This window comes from Rhodococcus sp. USK10 (genome assembly GCF_019378875.1).
In the GTDB taxonomy this organism is placed as follows: domain Bacteria; phylum Actinomycetota; class Actinomycetes; order Mycobacteriales; family Mycobacteriaceae; genus Rhodococcus_F; species Rhodococcus_F pseudokoreensis.
In genome coordinates, this window is record NZ_CP076048.1 from 2,688,988 (window position 1) to 2,706,164 (window position 17,177).

13 protein-coding genes are annotated in these 17,177 nt (G+C 67.3%); 3 read left to right on the forward strand and 10 right to left on the reverse strand.

Features of this window, described 5'->3' with window-relative positions; translation table 11 throughout:
• Positions 1 to 879, reverse strand: coding sequence for a shikimate dehydrogenase (locus tag I1A62_RS19435; protein ID WP_219459467.1), 879 nt, complete (start codon positions 877 to 879; stop codon positions 1 to 3).
• Positions 880 to 904: 25 nt separating this feature from the next.
• On the reverse strand, positions 905 to 2,260 hold the full coding sequence (gene shiA, locus I1A62_RS19440) for a shikimate transporter (RefSeq protein ID WP_124393941.1): 1,356 nt from the start codon (positions 2,258 to 2,260) through the stop codon (positions 905 to 907).
• Between the two features lie 279 nt (positions 2,261 to 2,539).
• Here shiA and I1A62_RS19445 point away from each other — a divergent pair, with 279 nt between their 5' ends.
• Together I1A62_RS19445 and I1A62_RS19450 are read left to right on the forward strand one after the other, a co-directional pair.
• Positions 2,540 to 3,958, forward strand: coding sequence for an amino acid permease (locus I1A62_RS19445; protein WP_219459468.1), 1,419 nt, complete (start codon positions 2,540 to 2,542; stop codon positions 3,956 to 3,958).
• Between the two features lie 109 nt (positions 3,959 to 4,067).
• Complete coding sequence (locus I1A62_RS19450) at positions 4,068 to 5,045, forward strand: Gfo/Idh/MocA family protein (protein ID WP_124393939.1); 978 nt, start codon at positions 4,068 to 4,070, stop codon at positions 5,043 to 5,045.
• 4 nt (positions 5,046 to 5,049) lie between these two features.
• Here I1A62_RS19450 and I1A62_RS19455 read toward each other — a convergent pair whose 3' ends face one another.
• The 8 genes from I1A62_RS19455 to I1A62_RS46405 form a co-directional block, all read right to left on the reverse strand.
• A complete protein-coding gene (locus I1A62_RS19455) occupies positions 5,050 to 6,585 on the reverse strand; it encodes a phospholipase C (protein WP_124393938.1) in 1,536 nt (511 codons plus the stop codon).
• Between the two features lie 56 nt (positions 6,586 to 6,641).
• Positions 6,642 to 7,508, reverse strand: a complete 867-nt coding sequence (locus tag I1A62_RS19460) for a TauD/TfdA family dioxygenase (protein ID WP_087558032.1) — start codon at positions 7,506 to 7,508, stop codon at positions 6,642 to 6,644.
• 272 nt (positions 7,509 to 7,780) lie between these two features.
• Positions 7,781 to 8,542, reverse strand: a complete 762-nt coding sequence (locus I1A62_RS19465) for an SDR family NAD(P)-dependent oxidoreductase (protein WP_206009561.1) — start codon at positions 8,540 to 8,542, stop codon at positions 7,781 to 7,783.
• The gene (locus I1A62_RS19470) at positions 8,542 to 9,024 is read right to left on the reverse strand and encodes a nuclear transport factor 2 family protein (RefSeq protein ID WP_219461275.1); all 483 of its coding nucleotides are present in this window, start codon (positions 9,022 to 9,024) and stop codon (positions 8,542 to 8,544) included. Before I1A62_RS19470 ends, I1A62_RS19465 begins: the two co-directional genes overlap by 1 nt.
• 43 nt (positions 9,025 to 9,067) lie before the next feature.
• Positions 9,068 to 11,782 carry a glucosidase gene (locus I1A62_RS19475; protein WP_219459469.1) on the reverse strand — a complete coding sequence of 905 codons (2,715 nt, stop codon included), beginning with the start codon at positions 11,780 to 11,782 and terminating at the stop codon, positions 9,068 to 9,070.
• Positions 11,779 to 13,308 carry an alpha-amylase family glycosyl hydrolase gene (locus tag I1A62_RS19480; RefSeq protein ID WP_219459470.1) on the reverse strand — a complete coding sequence of 510 codons (1,530 nt, stop codon included), beginning with the start codon at positions 13,306 to 13,308 and terminating at the stop codon, positions 11,779 to 11,781. The genes I1A62_RS19475 and I1A62_RS19480 overlap by 4 nt, the downstream gene beginning before the upstream one ends.
• Positions 13,305 to 15,149 (reverse strand): glycoside hydrolase family 15 protein, encoded by a 1,845-nt coding sequence (locus I1A62_RS19485; protein WP_257890955.1) that lies wholly within the window; start codon positions 15,147 to 15,149, stop codon positions 13,305 to 13,307. Before I1A62_RS19485 ends, I1A62_RS19480 begins: the two co-directional genes overlap by 4 nt.
• Positions 15,150 to 15,186: 37 nt before the next feature.
• Positions 15,187 to 15,312, reverse strand: coding sequence for a hypothetical protein (locus I1A62_RS46405; protein ID WP_257890843.1), 126 nt, complete (start codon positions 15,310 to 15,312; stop codon positions 15,187 to 15,189).
• Positions 15,313 to 15,612: 300 nt separating this feature from the next.
• On the opposite strand from I1A62_RS46405, the gene I1A62_RS19490 reads away from it, so the two are divergent.
• The gene (locus I1A62_RS19490; RefSeq protein ID WP_219459472.1) at positions 15,613 to 17,112 is read left to right on the forward strand and encodes an MFS transporter; all 1,500 of its coding nucleotides are present in this window, start codon (positions 15,613 to 15,615) and stop codon (positions 17,110 to 17,112) included.
• The last annotated feature ends 65 nt before the right edge of the window (positions 17,113 to 17,177 follow it).

Sequence of the window (17,177 nt, forward strand, 5' to 3'; positions counted from 1 at the left end):
CTACGCGGCGCGCCGGGACTGTTGCTCGACGAGTGTCAGCATGTGCGCGTACATGCGCTCGAAATCCGGTGTGACACCGGTGAACAGCTCGAACGCATCGGCGGCCTGAAAGACGTTCATACCTGCGCCGCCGAGGGTGGGTGCCCCGAGCGCGCGGGCCGCCCGGATCAGCGGTGTCTCGATCGGCCGGTAGATCACGTCGGCGACCCACAGGTCGGGGCGCAGCAGGTCCACGGGCACGGGGGCGCCGGGGAATCCGATCATGCCGATGGGTGTGGCGTTGATCAGACCGGACGCCTCCGCGAGCGGCCCGGCGATCTCCGGCGCCGGGACGGCGTCGACGACGCTGCCGGGAAACAATTTCCGCATCGTGTCCCGGCAGTGTTCGGCACGCCCGCGGTCGACGTCCGTCACGGTGAGGTGCCCGGCGCCCCGGGACAGCGCCGAGTAGGCGACGGCGACCCCGGCGCCGCCCGCCCCGATCTGCACCACCCGGCCCAGGCTCGCACCCGGCAGTTCACGGCCCAGGCTGCTGCCGAACCCGGTCCAGTCCGTGTTGTGCCCGACGGCCCGGCCCCCGGTGAACACCACGGTGTTGACGGCCTCGAGTCGCGCGGCGTCCGGCGACAATTCGTCGAGGTACGCCATCACCTGCTGCTTGTAGGGGTGGGTGACGTTGAGCCCGTCGAACCCCCACTGCCGCGCCAGGTCGATGATGCCCTCGACGGTGGCGGCCGCCCCGTGCAGACGCTCGAGGTCGAGGAGGCGGTACACGTAGTTCATGCCCTGCGCGTGCCCTTCGGCCTCGTGCAACGTGGGCGAGAACGAACCGTCGATCCCGTCTCCGATGAGTCCGCAGAGCACCGACTGTGCAGCCATGACCGTCGCCTCCTCGTCTACCGGCTCAGTGCGCGTTCTCGAGCTTCGTGGCGGTGGCGGCGTCCGCCGCGTCAGCAGCCGAATCGGGCTGCAGGCGCCACGCGATCAGGGCGCTGACGACGCAGCCGCCTGCCAGGTACACGGCCACGAGGTGCCAGGACCCGCCGCTCGCGGTGACGAGGGCCGCCGCGATGAACGGGGTGAAGCCGCCGCCGATCGCGCTGGCCACCTGGTACCCGACGCCCGCACCGCTGTACCGGTACTCCGCCCCGAACATCTCGGTGAACAGCGGCTGCTGCACGCTGACGACCATGTCGTGCGAGATGTTGACCAGCAGCACGGCCAGGATGACGGTGCCGATCATCGATCCGTGCTCGAGGAAGATAAAGAACGGGAACGCGCACACCGCGCCGATCAGCGCGCCGAGGATGTAGACGCGGCGCCGGCCGTGCTTGTCGGACAGCCAGGCGAACAGCGGGATGGTGCCGATGCCCACGGCGCCGACGAGCAGACCGACGTTGAGCATGAAGTTGCGCTCCATCCCCAACTCCTGCGTGGAGTAGCTGAGCGCGAACGTGGTGACGATGTACATGGAGAACAGTTCGGCGAAACGCAGGCCGATGATCTGGAGGAACGCTTTCGGGTGGTTGCGCAGTGCCTCGACGAGCGGGATCCGCTTCTTCTCCTGCGGGTTCGCCTCTTCGACCTTCTCGACCTTCTCGACGAATTCGGGGCTCTCCTGGACTCCGGCGCGGATCCACAGACCGATTCCGACGAGGACGACGCTGGCGATGAACGGAACACGCCAACCCCACTGGCTGAACGCGTCCTCGGTGGTCAGGTTGCTCATGAGCATGACGAATCCGGTGGCGAGGATGAGTCCGACCGAGTATCCGACCTGCACGCCGCTGCTGTAGAACGCCTTCTTCTTCGGCGGCGCACTCTCGACGGCCATCAGCGCGGCCCCACCCCACTCGCCGCCGACGGCGAAGCCCTGGATGGCGCGCAGCGCGACGAGCAGGGCAGGCGCCCACCAGCCGATCGACGCGAAGGACGGCAGCAGCCCGATCAGGGCGGTGCTCGTGCCCATGATCAGCACAGTGAGGATCAGCATCCGCTTGCGTCCGATGCGGTCGCCGTAGTGGCCGAACACCACGCCGCCGAGCGGGCGGAACAGGAATCCGACGCCGAACGTCGCGAACGCGGCGAGCGTTCCGATCGCCGGGCTGACGTTCGGGAAGAACTCCGAGTTGAACACCAGGGCCGCGACCAGTCCGTAGAGCAGGAAGTCGTACCAGTCGATGACCGCGCCGACGAAGCTGCTCAGCGCTGCCCTGCGCGCCTGCTTCTCGGCCGCCGGGGTGAAGGCGTGATCGCTCATTCCGATGTCCCGTCTAGGTTGGTGCCGGACCCAGTGTGTTCGTATGCCGAACGCGTGTCCGCTGGTTGAATAATGTGACGGTAGCCATAGCGTTTCCGCCTTGTCAAGGCAGTGCAGATGCGCGGTCACCGCAGGGCAGATGCGTGGTACTGCCGTTTCGTCTATCCCGGCAGCTCCAAATTCACCGAATCGGCGGTTCCGCGGCCGCACTGACTCGTCCACACTTTCTCGAATCAGCGACGCACATCACATCCGGAGTAGCGCCGAAGGGATTTCTCCATGTCAGGAACCACCGATCCGCAGCTTCAGCACACGCTGAAGAAGCGGCACCTCTCGATGATCGCTATCGCGGGGGTGATCGGAGCAGGCCTCTTCGTGGGCTCCGGGGTCGCGATCCGCGAGACGGGCCCCGGCGTTCTGGTCGCCTACGCACTCGCCGGCATCGTCGTCATCCTCGTGATGCGCATGCTCGGCGAGATGTCGACCGCCAACCCCGAGACCGGCTCGTTCTCCGCGTACGCGGACCAGGCGATTGGCCGATGGGCGGGATTCAGCATCGGCTGGCTATACGCGTGGTTCTGGATCATCGTCCTCGGCATCGAGGCGACAGCGGGCGCCGTCATCATGAACCGGTGGATCCCCGACGTCCCGCAGTGGAGTTGGGCACTGATCCTGATGGTGCTGCTCACGCTGACGAACATCGCGTCCGTGAAGTCGTTCGGCGAGTTCGAATTCTGGTTCGCGTCGATCAAGGTCGCGGCGATCGTCATCTTCCTGGGACTCGGCATCCTCGCGATCTGCGGATTCCTCCCCGGTGTCGAAGCACCCGGACTCACCAACCTCACCGGTCACGGCGGGTTCTTCCCCAACGGGGCCGGTGCCGTCTTCGCGGCGGTACTCGTGGTCGTGTTCTCCTTCTTCGGCGCCGAGATCGCCACCATCGCGGCCGGTGAATCCGCGAACCCCGTCGCGGCGGTGCGCAACGCCGTGCGGTCCGTCGTGTGGCGCATCCTCATCTTCTACATCGGGTCCATCGCCATCGTCGTGACGCTTCTCCCCTGGGACGACGCCTCCGTCGCGCTGAGCCCGTACGTCGCGGTCATGGATTCGTTCGGCATCCCGGCGGCAGGCAACATCATGGACGTCGTCGTGCTCACGTCCGTGCTGTCCTGCCTGAACTCCGGCCTGTACACGGCGAGCCGCATGATCTTCTCGCTCTCCCGCCGTGGCGATGCCCCGGCCTCGCTGGCGAAGATCGGGTCCTCCGGCGTCCCGCGCCAGGCCGTGCTCGTCTCGACGGTCGTGGGATTCCTGACCGTGGGACTGAACTACCTGTACCCGGACACCGTGTTCCTGTTCCTTGTCAACTCGTCGGGCGCGATCGCCCTGTTCGTGTGGCTGGCGATCTCGGTGTCCCAGCTGCGCATGCGGCGCCGCCTCGAGGCGGAGGGCACGGACCTCACGCTGAAGATGTGGCTGTTCCCGTATCTGACGTGGTGCACCATCGCCGCCATCATCGCGCTCTGCATCGGCATGCTCGTGCTGCCGGAGACCAGGAGCCAGATGTACGTCTCGATGGGCCTCGCCGTCGTGGTGGTGGGAATCGGGATCTACCGTCAGCGGACCCGCCAGGTCACCGACGAGGCGCCGGATCCCTCGACTTCCGGCGAAGAGACGGTCGACGTCCTCCGCCCCTGATCCCGGTCAGGCACGTTCGCATAACGAACAGTAGTGCGCTCACTGAACTCGGCGTACAGTCCCGCCGAGGGAAGGCCGGACCCACCGGCCCGAGGAAGGACCGAAGCTCATGAGGTGGGCGATTCTCGGCGCGAGCAATGTCGCGGCCACCCGCGTGCTCCCCGCGCTGCGCGAGTGCGGGCAGACGGCAGCGGTGGTGCTCAGCGGTGACGCGGCGCGCGCGGAGGACTACCGGCGGACCCACGACATCGAGTCCGCCACGGGCGACCTGCGCGTGGCGGTGGGCGGCGACGTCCGGGCCGCGTACATCTCCTCCACCAACGACAAGCACTTCGATCACGCCATGGCCGCGATCGACGCGGGCCTGCACGTGCTGTGCGAGAAACCGCTCTCGTTCGACGTCACTCAGGCGCAGAAGATGGTCGACGCGGCCGCATCCGCGGGGGTCGTGTTCGCGACGAACCATCACCTCCGCACCCATCCCGTCCACCGCGCGGCGCGAAAGTTGCTGGCCGAGGGCGCGATCGGCGACATCCTGTCGGTGCGCGTGAGCAACGCCATCCTGCTGCGCCAGGCCCTGCGGGGGTGGCGTCTCGACGGCGTCGGCGGCGGCGTCGTCCTCGACCTCGCGGTGCACGACATCGACACGCTCCGCTTCGTCACCGGGATGGAACCGACCACGGTCACGACGGTGGGCGCGTGCCAGGGACTCAGTGACGGTCCGGCGGACGCCGTGATGACGAGCGGCGTCCTCGGCACGAACACCCTGTTCTCGCTGCACGACGCGTACACGGTCCCCGGTGGCGTCACCGGATTCGAGATCCACGGAACGGCAGGGACTCTCGTCGCCACCGACTGCATGCGCCCCGATCCCACCGGGACGCTGCGCATGATCCGGGACGGGCACGACACGGCCGTCCCGCTCGAAACCGTCGACAACCTGTACGCGCCGGGGATCCGGGCGTTCGTCGACGCCGTCCGCGGGGTCGGTCAGCCCGTGGCGACGGGACACGACGGATTGCGTTCGGCGACCGCCGCGCTGGCGATCCTGCAATCGATCGAGGAGGGCCGGGCGGTACGCCTCTGAGGCGCTACATGATCAGCCCGCTGGGCCGTCGCCGCAGCGGCGACGGCTCCTGCGCGGGCATCTGATTCGGCGGAACCGGGTAGGGCGCACCGGCGTTGAGCGTTCCCGCGGCCACGTTGGGCCCGCACTGGGCGATCGCCGCCTGCAGGCGTGGCCCGGGGTCGGTCATCGCGGGCACGCCGGCGTTCGGTGCCGACGAGAAGTCGAACCCGGACGTCATGTCGCCGACCGCGCCGCGACGCCAGTCGGTGAGGTTGGGGACGGGAACCCCGAACCGCTTCTCGAGCAGTCGCAGTTGCGACGTGTGGTCGAACGTGTCGGACGCGACGAGGCCGCCGCGACTGTACGGGGAAATGATCAGCGACGGTACCCGGAATCCGAGGCCGATCGGACCCGGATTGTTCTCGCTCTCCGACACCGTGTTCAACGGGACCGTCAGGTATTCGCCCGGGGTGCCCGGCGGCGGTGTGGGCGGGGTGACGTGGTCGAAGAAGCCGCCGTTCTCGTCGTAACTGATGATCAGCGCCGTCTTCTCCCAGATCGCCGGGTTGGACGTGAGGATGTCGAGCACCTCGACGATCCCGACCGCGCCCGCGGCCGGGGGCAGCGCCGGGTGCTCGCACGTGAAGATGTTGGGGACGATCCAGGACACCGCGGGCAGGGTGCCGTTCGCGACGTCGGCCCGGAAGTCGTTCGGGTACGTCGGATCGAGTCCGCGGCGGGCGAGTTCCGAATTCGGGTCGCTGTACTGCTTGAAACAGCCGAGCATCCCGTCGAGCGCGACACTCGACACCGGTCCGAGGTCCTTGTTGGCGTACACCTTCCAGGTGACGCCGGCCTCCTGCAGGTTCTCCGGATAGGTGCGCCAGGAGTAGGCGAACCTCGGGATCACCGTCGGTGTCTCGACGAGCGGACCGCCCGCCAGCCCGTCCGGGTCGATGGTTCCCGTCATCCAGTACAGCCGGTTCGGGTCCGTCGGCCCGAGCACGGAGCAGAAGTAGTGGTCGCAGATCGTGAAGGCGTCGGCGAGGTCGTAGTGGACGGGGATGTCGGCCCGCGTGTAGTAGCCCATCGTGGCGGGACCGTTGAGCGGCCCCTCGTGCGCGATGTGCACCGGCATCCACCGGTCCATCGCGCCGCCGTTCCACGCGTCGTGCTGCGGACCCCACGAATGGGTGGGGTCGTTGATGCATTCGCCGTCGAGGTGCGTGCCCTGCGTGGTGTCGAGCCGGAACGGGTTGAGAAACCCGGTCGGCGTCGGCCCGACGCCTGGCGTCCAGCCGTACTGCTGCCACGCCGGCGACGGGTCGTCGAAGCCGCGCACCCCCGACAGCGTGCCGTAGTAGTGGTCGAACGAGCGGTTCTCCTGCATGAGGTAGACGAAGTGCTCGATGTCGTTCAGCGACCCGCTGCCACCCGGATCCTGCGCGTACGCCCGGTCGATCACCGGGCCCGCCCACGAACTGAGGAATGCGGCGCCGCCTGCCGCTGCGGCGGAGGCGAGGAACTTGCGTCGTGAGATGTCCGATGCCGGGGTCACGGATCGTGACGCTAGTCGCTGCGGACGCCGCCCGCCCGGTGAATGCGCACGTTGCCCTACTGCGGGCCCACCGGCACATCGCCTTCCAGCGTGATGCGGTGCATGACGCGGTGCTGGGTTCCGTAGTCGCGGTTGGCGTAGTGCGCGGTGCTGCGGTTGTCCCACAGCACGAGGTCGCCGAGGCGCCAGCGGTGCCGCACGACGTGCTCCGGTTTGGTGAGGTGGGCATACAGGAAGTCGAGGATTCCCCGGCTCTCTGCCTCGGACACTCCGGCGATGTGGGACGTGAAGCCCGGGTTCACGAAGATGCCCTTGCGGCCCGTTTCCGGGTGCACCCGCACGACGGGATGCTCGACGGGCACGAGTGCCGTGACTTCCTCACCGTCCCAGATGTTTCCCTTGCCGCCGCGCTTCTGCGCGAGGTAGTACCCGAATTCGCGGTTGCCGTCGTGGACCGCGGTCAGCTGGTCGATCATCTGCCGGATCGGCAGCGACAGCGACTCGTACGCCAGTTGGCTGTCGGCCCAGTTGGTGTCGCCGCCGTGCGGTGGGAGGACGACGGGCCGGAGGATCGACCCCAGCGGCGGCCGCTTCATGAACGTGACGTCGGTGTGCCACACGTCGGCGAAACCGTTGTCCTGGCTGTCGAGCGCGTACACCTCCCGGGCCACGTTGCCGCTGTCGTGGACGGGGTGGCCCGCGGTAAGCCGACCGAGCCGGCGACCGAACTCGATGTGGCCCGAGTCGTCGAGCGACTGGCCCCGCAGGACCAGCACCTTGTGCTCGGTCAGCGCCGAACGGATCGCGGCCACCTCGGCGTCGGTGGCGGACGCGACGTCCAGTCCGATGATCTCGGCCCCGAACGAGGGGCCGAACTTGTCGAGCGTCAGCGACGCTGTCCTGGTTTCGAATGCAGTGCTCATGATGTCTTTCCGCGAAGGTGGATCGTGCCTGGGTACGGGAGCACCGGCCCGGACCTGCGAACGCGGAGGATGCGTGAGGAGTTACCGGATGCCGGCGGCTACCGAGGAATGGACAGCACGCGGTGCGCGCGCCGGGGCCATCAGCAACAACAGATGTTGGCGCACGTACGGCACAGGTCGACGGTCAGGCGTCGCACCAGGTGAGTCGTATGCACGACGCAATTCCTACCGGATGGGAGGGAAATGAGCAAGCTCGGGCCAATCGCGTGCGATCAGCTCCAGCGCGCCTGACCGCCGTCGAGCGGGATGGTGGCTCCCGACAGGTAGCCGGCGTCGGGACCGACGAGGAAGACGACGGCGCGCCCGATGTCGCGTTCGCAATCACCGATCCGGCCGAGCGGAATCGACTTCACGAACTCGGCAGCCTCCTCCGGATTGGTCTCCGTCCACCACTTCAGTCCCGGGGACAGTGCGTGCGGCGCAATCGCGTTGACGCGGATGCCGTCCGGACCCCATTCGCTGGCCGCGGTCCGGGTGAGCGAACGCATCGCCTCCTTGGTGGCCGCGTACAGCCCGTAGCCGCTCGTGTCCCAACGTACGGCCGATGAGCTGACGAGGTTGATGATCGAGCCGCCGCCGCGCGCCTTCAGGTGCGGGTAACACAGCTGCATGAGGAACAGGGTGGCCACCGGTCCGACGGCCATCGCGCGGTCGAGAAGCTTCGGGGTGATCTCCAGAAGCGGTCCGAGCGCGCTCGCGTTGGCGTTGTTGACGAGTATGTCGATCCCGCCGAACACCTCCACGACGCGGTCGACCATCGGACCCAGCTGATCGCGTTTGCTGACGTCGCAGACGATCGGCTCGGCCACGCCGCCGAAGTCGGCGATCGCGGCGCACGTGTCGACGAGTTTCGCCTCCGTGCGCCCGACCACGGCGATCCGCGCACCTTCCTTGGCCAGCGCGAACGCCATCCCGGCGCCCACGCCCTGCCCGGCGCCGGTGATCAGTGCGACCTTGCCGTCCAGCGTCCCCATCACGAGTCCCCTCGGTCCGATTGTGCGTCGGCTGCCCACCGGTTGGCCGTCAGCCGGAAGCTGGGAATGTCGGCCAGCGACATCACCGCCTCGTACGTGCGCTCGTAGCCGGTGTGGGCGATCCGCCATCGGCCGTCCGGCCCGCGGACGTAGCGGTCGGAGTAGAACGCCGCCCCGCGCAGCACCATGTCGTGTTCCGGAATAAGCACGGTGTCGGACAGGAACCACCGCCCCGTCGCCGTGTCGCCGTCGACGTCGATCTCCGGATGACCGCAGTGATGCTCGGTGATGGTCTGCGGCCCCAGATTCGACTTCATGAACTCGACCAGCGCGTCCCGCGACTCGAACGCGAGATGCTCGCCGTAGTTCGCGGTCGCGTCGGGAAGGAGCGTGTCCGCGAACTCGTCCCAGCACTTCGTGTCCAGGGCGCGCAGATACGTGTACTTGAGCCTGCTGATCGCGGCGACGGCCTCGAGATCCACGGCATTCACCCTTCGTCCACCCCCGAAACTGACACCTGTTCTATCACGGATCGGCAGGATTGGCGTCGGATCCGACGATCCATGCGCTACGACCGGGCGGGTCGAGGATCAGATCGGCCACAAGCGCAGTCCAGCCGGTTTGGTGGGACGCGCCGAGACCGGCACCGTTGTCGCCGTGGAAGTACTCGTAGAACAGATGGTTGTACTTCCATGCGGGGTCGGTCTGGAGTAGTTTCTCGCCGCCGTTCACCGGCCGGTTCCCTTCGGCGTCCGGCAGCCAGATGCCGACGAGGCGGTCGGCTAGGTCGTCGGCGACCTGCCGGAGGGTGAGGCGTCGCCCCGAACCGGTGGGGTAGTCGATGGTGAAGTCGTCACCGAAGAACTGTGCGTACTGCAGCAACGCCCGGATCACGAGGTAGTTGACGGGGAACCAGACGGGGCCCCGCCAGTTCGAGTTGCCGCCGTACATCGAAGTGCGGGACTCGGCCGGCTGGTAGTCGATCACCGCGTCCGGTGTGCCCGGCAGGGTGTATGGCGACTCGAACTGCTTGGACAGCGAGCGCAGCCCGTGCGGTGAGAGGAAGGCGTCCTCGTCGAAGAGTGTCGCGAGCACGGTTCGAAGCTGCTGCTCCGTCAGCAGCGACAGCAGCAGTCGGCGCTCGGTGTCGGCGGTCCGCACCCGCCACGACTGATCCGAGCCCGTTCCCTTCGCGCGCACCATACGAGCGAAGCGCTTGCTCAGCCGTTGCGCCCGTTCCGAATTGCGCTCGGGAACAGACACAGCTACCAGGACCGGTATCACGCCGACCAGAGTCTGCACCCGGATCGGCGTGGCGTTACCACCGGCGTCGACGAGCCGATCGTAGAAGAATCCATCGTTCGGGTCGTACAGCCCCGACTCGTCGAGCGCCGCCGTGATCAACGCGAACTGCTCCAGGAACTTGACGACCATGTCCTCGTAGACGTCGTTGTCGTCGGCCAGCGTCAGGGCGAGAACGAGCATGGCGGCGGAGTAATAGGCCAGCCACCCCGTCCCGTCAGCCTGTTCCAGCCGTACCCCCGGAGGGAGGTGGGAGCGGTCCAGGGGACTGATGTTGTCGAGCCCGAGGAAGCCGCCGCCGATGAGGTTGTTCCCGTCGGGGTCCTGGCGGTTGAGCCACCACGTGAAGTTGAGCAGGAGTTTCTGGAAGACACGTTCGAGGAACTCCACGTCCTCACCGCCGTCGATGAGGAATACCCGCAGTGCGGCCAGGGCGTGCACCGGCGGGTTCACGTCGTCGAAGCTCCATTCGTAGGCGGGGAGGGCGCCGTTGGGGTGGAGGAACCACTCTTTGAGCAGCACGATGAGCTGGTACTTGGCGAAGGCGGGATCGAGATGTGCCCAGGGGACCGTGTGGAATGCGAGGTCCCACGCGGCGAACCAGGGGTATTCCCACGGGTCGGGCATCGCCAGGAGGTCGAACGAGTCGAGGTGCCGCCACCCGGTGTTGCGACCGCTGCGGTGTCCCGGCGGTGGAGCCGGTTCGGCGGGATCGCCGTCGAGCCAGGTCGTCATCCGATACGGGTACATCTGCTTGCTCCAGATCAGACCGGCGCACGACTGCCGGAGGATCCGCATGCGTTCGGGATCGATGTCGCTCGGGGCGAGGGTGCGGTAGAACTCGTCGGCGTCCGCGTGCCGGCGGGCGAGGACGTTGTCGAACGCAGTCGTCGACCATATCGTCGATTGTGGTGCAGGGCTGGTCGGCTCGGGCCGCCACAGGCGCAGTCGCAGCTCCACGGTTTCCCCGGCGGCAACCGTCAGGTGATAGCGCCACGCCGCCTTCGTTCCCCGTAGGTCGGGGTTGACGGTGTCTGCGCCGGCGACGATGTGGTCGTTGATGCCGTCCTTCGGGAACGGGGTGATCGGTGCCGCACCGAACAGCCGGGCGGTGTTGGTTTCGTTGTCGCAGAACAAGGGTTCGGGCCGCGTCCCGTCGCTCGCGGGGGCCGCCTCGAGCCGATAGCCGCGCAGGCGCGGGTGATCGACGACGACGGCGTCACCGTCGAGGGACAGCCCGGGGATCTCGGCGCTCCCGGACGAACGCCACGTGTTGCGGAACCATGCCGTGGGGAGGACGTCGATGTCGGCCACTTCGGGTCCCTGGTTCCGGACAGTGATGCGGGCCAGCACTTCGGTGGGACCGGCCTTCGCGTACGTGACGTCGACGACCCAGAAGCGACCGTCGTCGAACACCCCGGTGTCGAGCAGTTCGAACTCGAATTCGCCGCGGCCGCGGCGTGCGTTCTCGTCGACCAGCTGCTGATAGGGGAACTCGGCCTGCGGATAGTGGTATCGCCACTGCAGGAGTGCGTGACTCGGAAGGCCCTCGAGGTACCACCAGTACTCCTTGGCGTCCTCACCGTGGTTGCCCTGCGGGCCCGTGAGACCGAACATCCGTTCCTTGAGGATCGGATCGGCGCCGTTCCACAGCGTGAGCGCCAGGCACAGGTCGTGGTGGATGTCGGACAGCCCGGCCATGCCGTCCTCGTTCCATCGGTAGGCGCGTGAACGGGCGTGGTCGTGGGGGAAATACTCCCAGGCGTCGCCGCTGTCGCTGTAGTCCTCGCGCACGGTGCCCCACGCCCGCTCCGACAGGTAGGGACCCCACTCATACCACGGGTTCGCCGCGAACAGGTCGTCCTCGGCACGGCCGGTGGCCTCGGCGAGGCGGGCGTGTTCCGCCGTGGTGCGTCCGTCGGATGCATGCTTGCTCATGTGTGCTCCTCTGCGGAGTCGATACGGAACAGGTGCCACTGCCACGGACCGAGCTCGACGTACAGACCATCGCAGAGGTCGGTGCCGGCACGGTCGAAGACCGCGTCGTGGGTGGGGTCGACGAGTCGGCAGGGCACGCCGCGCAGGTCGTGCCACGGCACGCGCACGTAGCCGATCGCGGTGCCGGGGCCCAGGTTCACCACGACCAGCCATCGACGGTCGCCGTCCCAGCACCACGCGACCAGATCCTCGGTGCGGTCGTTGCCAGGGCTGCCCGAGCGGTCACACAGCTGCCACACGCCGGTGCGGAACGTGTTGTCGCCGAGTGCCGTCAGCAGCGAGCGGTAGAACAGGGACCGGTCGGTGTCGACGGGCTCCGTGGGGAAGCGCCCGAGGAAGACCGGCAGCCGTGCGCGTCGGCCCTCCATCTGGCCGTCGTGCACGAGACGCGCCCCGGTCTGGGTGAGTGTCGCCACCGCTGCAGCGTTCTCCCGTGCCGGGTCGAATACCGTCGCTGCCCTTGGCTCGTCATGATTTTCGATGAACCGCACCAGCTTCTCCTGGTAGTCGCGGTCGGCGAGGAGATGGCCGCCCACCTGCTCGGCATCCCCCTGGACCAGGCGGTCGTAGAGGCGCTTGTCGTAGCAGAAGTCGAAACCCTGCTGTTGCAGCGCCCACTCCAGGTCCCAGTACGCTTCGGCGATGAAATGGAACGTCGGATGGCTCTCGCGCACCGCGGGAATCACAGTCGGCCAGTAGTCGTCGGCGGGAGCGTCGCCTGCCCGGGCGCCCCACGTTCGGCCGAACGTGTCGTTCATCATGAGCATCGCCATATCGCATCGGACGCCGTCGCACTGCTCTGCGATCCGGCGGAGCGTGTCCACCACCGCCGACCGCAGGTCCGGGGAGAAGGCGTTGAGCTGCACGACATCGGGCCACGCCGGGAAGTAGGGATCCCGCCCGTTGGCCAGCACCCGGCCGGCGACATCGACGAACGACATGGCGTCGTGTCGGAGATCCGCCGCGGTGCCCTGGACGAAACGCTCGGGATGAGTTGTCGTCCAGGGGTGGTCGGGTGCCACATGGTTCGGGACGAAGTCCAGGATCAGGCCGAGTCCCCGCCTCGCGAGGGCTGCCCGCGCGGACGCGAGACCCGCCCGACCGCCCAGATTCGAGTCGACCTCGTAGTCACGGATGCAGTACGGCGATCCGACGACGTCGGACGGTGTGTAGTCGTCGAGCGTCGCCTCGAAGGCGGAGACGAGTTCGCCGTCGGCCAACGCGATGGTCACACCCGCCGGGCTGCGCTCCCATACGCCCATCAGCCACACCGCGTCGAAACCGAGGTCTGCGATGGCGTCCCAGTGCTCGTCGGGCACGCTCCCGAGGTCGATGCGACGACCGGTGTCGGTGCTCAACCGGTTCAACCACGGCCAGGTGTTGATCTCGTACAGGAAGGGATGAGTCGCCGACCGCCAGCGCGAAGCCGCGGGCCCGCCTTCCTCGTGTGCGACATTCACGATCATGCCGGTGTCATCCTGCGCGTCGAAACACCTAGTGGATCGGAATCGGCCACTTGTGCGCCGCCTTCGGCACCGGCAATGGCATACGCCGCGCCGATGAGCGTGAGATGGCTGAACGCCTGGGGAAAGTTGCCGACCTGCCGGCGCCGGCGGACGTCGTACTCCTCCGCAAGCAGACCCAGGTCGTTGCACAGGGCAATGAGCCGCTCGAACAGGGCCCGGGCGTGTTCGGTCCGCCCGTTCAAGGCCAGCGCGCTGACCAACCAGAACGAGCATGCCAGGAACTGCCCTTCGTCGCCGGCCAATCCGTCGTCGGTCTGCGCCGTCGAGTAGCGCGAGACGAACCCGTCGCGGCCGAGCCCACGGGTGATCGCGTCGATCGTTCCGCTCACGCGGGCATCCGAACCGGGCAGGAAGCCGACGAGCGGAATGGTGAGCACGCTCGCGTCGAGCTCCTCGGACCCGTAATACTGCGTGAAAGTGTTTCGCTGCCTGTCGAACCCATGGGCGCAGACGTCGCGGTGAATTTCGTCGCGTACCTGCCTCCAACGCTCGATGGGGGCAGGGAGTTCGAACCGTTCGGCCAGGCGCACCGCTCGGTCGAAGACCACCCAGGCCATCACTTTGGAGTGGGTGAAATGCCGGCGAGGCCCGCGGGTCTCCCAGATGCCGTCGTCGGGTTCGCGCCAAATGGTTTCGATGTGCTCGATGAGCTTTTGCCAGCGCGGCCACCGCCGGGGGTCGATCCGGCCGAGGATCTCCGCACCGGCGAAGAGCATGCCGACGACCTCGCCGTAGACGTCGAGCTGGAACTGCTCGGATGCCGCGTTGCCGACTCGGACCGGCTGGGAGTCTTCGTAGCCGGGGAAGCCGACGAGTTCGAATTCGGTGAGGCGCCGCTCCCCGCTGATTCCGTACATGATCTGGATCTTCGTCGGATCGCCGGTGCCGACGCGCGTGAGGAAATCCCGGAAGGCGAGCGCCTCGTCGGTGTAACCGGCGGCGAGCAACGCCTCGAGGGCGAGCGCGGAGTCACGCAGCCAGCAGTAGCGGTAGTCCCAGTTGCGCACTCCCCCGACGTCCTCGGGCAGGGAGGTCGTGGGCGCGGCGACCATACCGCCGGTTTTTTCGTAGGTCATGGCCTTGAGCGCGATCAGGGAGGTCAGCACCTGATCGCGGTAGGGGCCCGAGTACACGCAGCGCCCACTCCACTCTCGCCACCACGCCTCGGTGCGGGCCAGCGCCGAGTCGGCGTCCTCCATCGTCGGCGCGTCTTCGAAGGAGGAGTGCCAGCACAGAGCGAACCGGGCACGGCCACCCTCGGTGACGACGAACCTGGCGCCGACCGTCCCCTTGTTGATCTGCAGGGGCACGGGTGTGCAGAGGCGGAAGGCGTCCGGTCCTGCGGTGGCGCGGATTCCGTCCGGTTCCGGCTCCACCCACGGGGCAATGGTCCCGTAGTCGGGGCGAATCACCAGTTCCATCTTCATCGGCACCCGGCCGCGCACACCTTGGACGATTCGCATCACCCGGGGTGGACCGTCGCCGCGCCGCGGCATGAAGTCGATGATGCGCACCATGCCGTCGGCGGTCTCGAAATCCGATTCGAGCACCAGCGTCCCCGGACGGTAGCGGCGAGCACTGACCCGCGCCTCGCCGACCGGGGACAGGCTCCAGCGGCCGTGCCGTTCGTCCCCGACCAGGGCGGCGAAGCACGACGCGGAATCGAAGCGAGGCAGACACAGCCAGTCGATGGCGCCATCGCGGCCCACCAGAGCGGCTGTCTGTAGATCTCCGATGAGTCCGTAATCCTCGATACGCATAACCGATCTCCCCATCCTCAGATGTTTCCTGCATGGTCGAAAAGAGTTGCCGTACTGTTTACTTGGTGTTCATCGACACGGTCGCGACACTCATGAAAGGTCCGCCGGATTCGACCTCGACGCGGCCCAGGGCCATCGCGGTACCTTGTGCCACAACTTGTTTGACCGACAACTCCTCGGACATGGAGTTCCCTTCCCAGGACGAGCGAGAAATGGCCTTCGGGGCAAGTGTCCTCCGAACGAGTAGGCAATGGAGGTGAATTCACCACCCCGCAACATTGTTGCGGGGCCGAACCCGGGAACAACGGTCGCTGGGCCGCCGGCGTCGCTTTCACTGGCCGACCAACTCGTCCGGCGGTAACATCACTCCATCACTCAACGTCTGATTCCCTGAGCACGGCGCGTATTCACGCGTAGGCGCACACTGCATGAGGCTGTGCGCCGGGAGACGAAGTCACGGCCGCCAACCCGGAACAGGTGCGAGATGGCTCCACGAAACGAGGCAGGTTACCGCTCGGCCGCTCTCCGCCGGGTTCTGATCCCGCTGGCGCTGGCCCAGTTCATCTGCAGCTTCGCCGGCTCCAACATGAACGTGATGATCAACGACATCAGCGAAGACCTGGACACCAGCGTGCAAGGTGTGCAGGTTGCGATCACCCTCTTCCTGTTGGTGATGGCGGCACTGATGATCCCCGGCGGCAAGCTGACCGACAAGTACGGGCGGAAGCGTTGTTTCACCGTCGGCCTGGTCATCTACGGAGTCGGTGCCGTGATGAGCGCAGCAGCCCCCGGCCTGGGCATTCTCATCCTCGGCAATTCGATCCTCGAAGGAGTGGGCACGGCCCTGCTGATCCCACCCGTCTACATCCTCACCACGCTGTTGTTCACCGAGGTCACCTCGCGAGCCCGCGCCTTCGGTGCGATCAGCGCGATGGGAGGCATCGGCGCGGCCGCCGGGCCGCTGATCGGCGGCCTCATCACCTCGGCGATCAGCTGGCGGGCGGCATTCGTGTTCCAGGCCCTGGTCATCGCGATCATCGTGGTGCTGGCGCGGAACATCACCGATCCGCTACCGCCGGACCGCACACGTCCGTTCGACACCGGCGGGGCAATCCTCTCGGCGGTCGGCCTCGTCCTGATCGTCACCGGAATCCTCGCCGCGGACAACAACGCCTGGTTGATGATCACCCTCATCATTGCTGGCGCCCTGGTGCTGGTGTGGTTCTTACGCTCGGTGCGGGCCAAGGAACGCGCCGGCACGGACCCGCTGCTGTCGACCGCGCTGTTCCGCAACCGCACTTCCAATCTGGGCCTGGTCACCCAGAACACTCAGTGGCTGCTGCTCACCGGGGTGTCGTTCGTGGTCGCGGCCTACCTCCAGGTCGTGCGCGGCTACGACGCGATCGAGACCGGTGTCATCTTCACCGCGGAAACGGCCGGTCTGCTGGCGGCCTCCCTCGCTGCCGAACGGTTCGCGAAGCGGCGCGCGCAGCGCACCCTGATCCTCGCCGGCTTCCTCGTCGTGATCGGCGGGACAACCGTGCTGCTGGCCCTGGTGAGTGGCACCCCGAACGTCTGGGCCTTCGCGCCGGGACTGCTGCTGATCGGACTGGGTCTCGGTGTCATGCTCACCCCGTCGGTCAACATCGTGCAGTCGGCCTTCGGCGAGCACCAGCAGGGCGAAATTTCCGGCCTGTCACGGAGCGTGTCGAATCTCGGCTCGTCCCTCGGCGCCGCGATCGCCGGCACTGTCCTCGTCGCCGGAATCACCTCCACCCCCGAGCGGTCGTACGCGCTCGCCATGGTTGTCCTGGCGTTGGTCGGCTTGGTCGGGCTCGTCGCGGCCACGTTCCTGCCCCGCACCGGGTCGCCGTCGGGCCCGGCGCAGCAGGCCATCTCGTCGGTCCAGACCGAATTCACGGATCCGCCCCACAAGGATGTGAGTTCTCCGTTCCGGCGGCCGTGGCGAACGCCTCGTCGGTGACGAACCCAGTCGCCGGTTCGGCCGGCGACGCGACTGAGTGTCACCGACTGACGCTGCCCGCGACA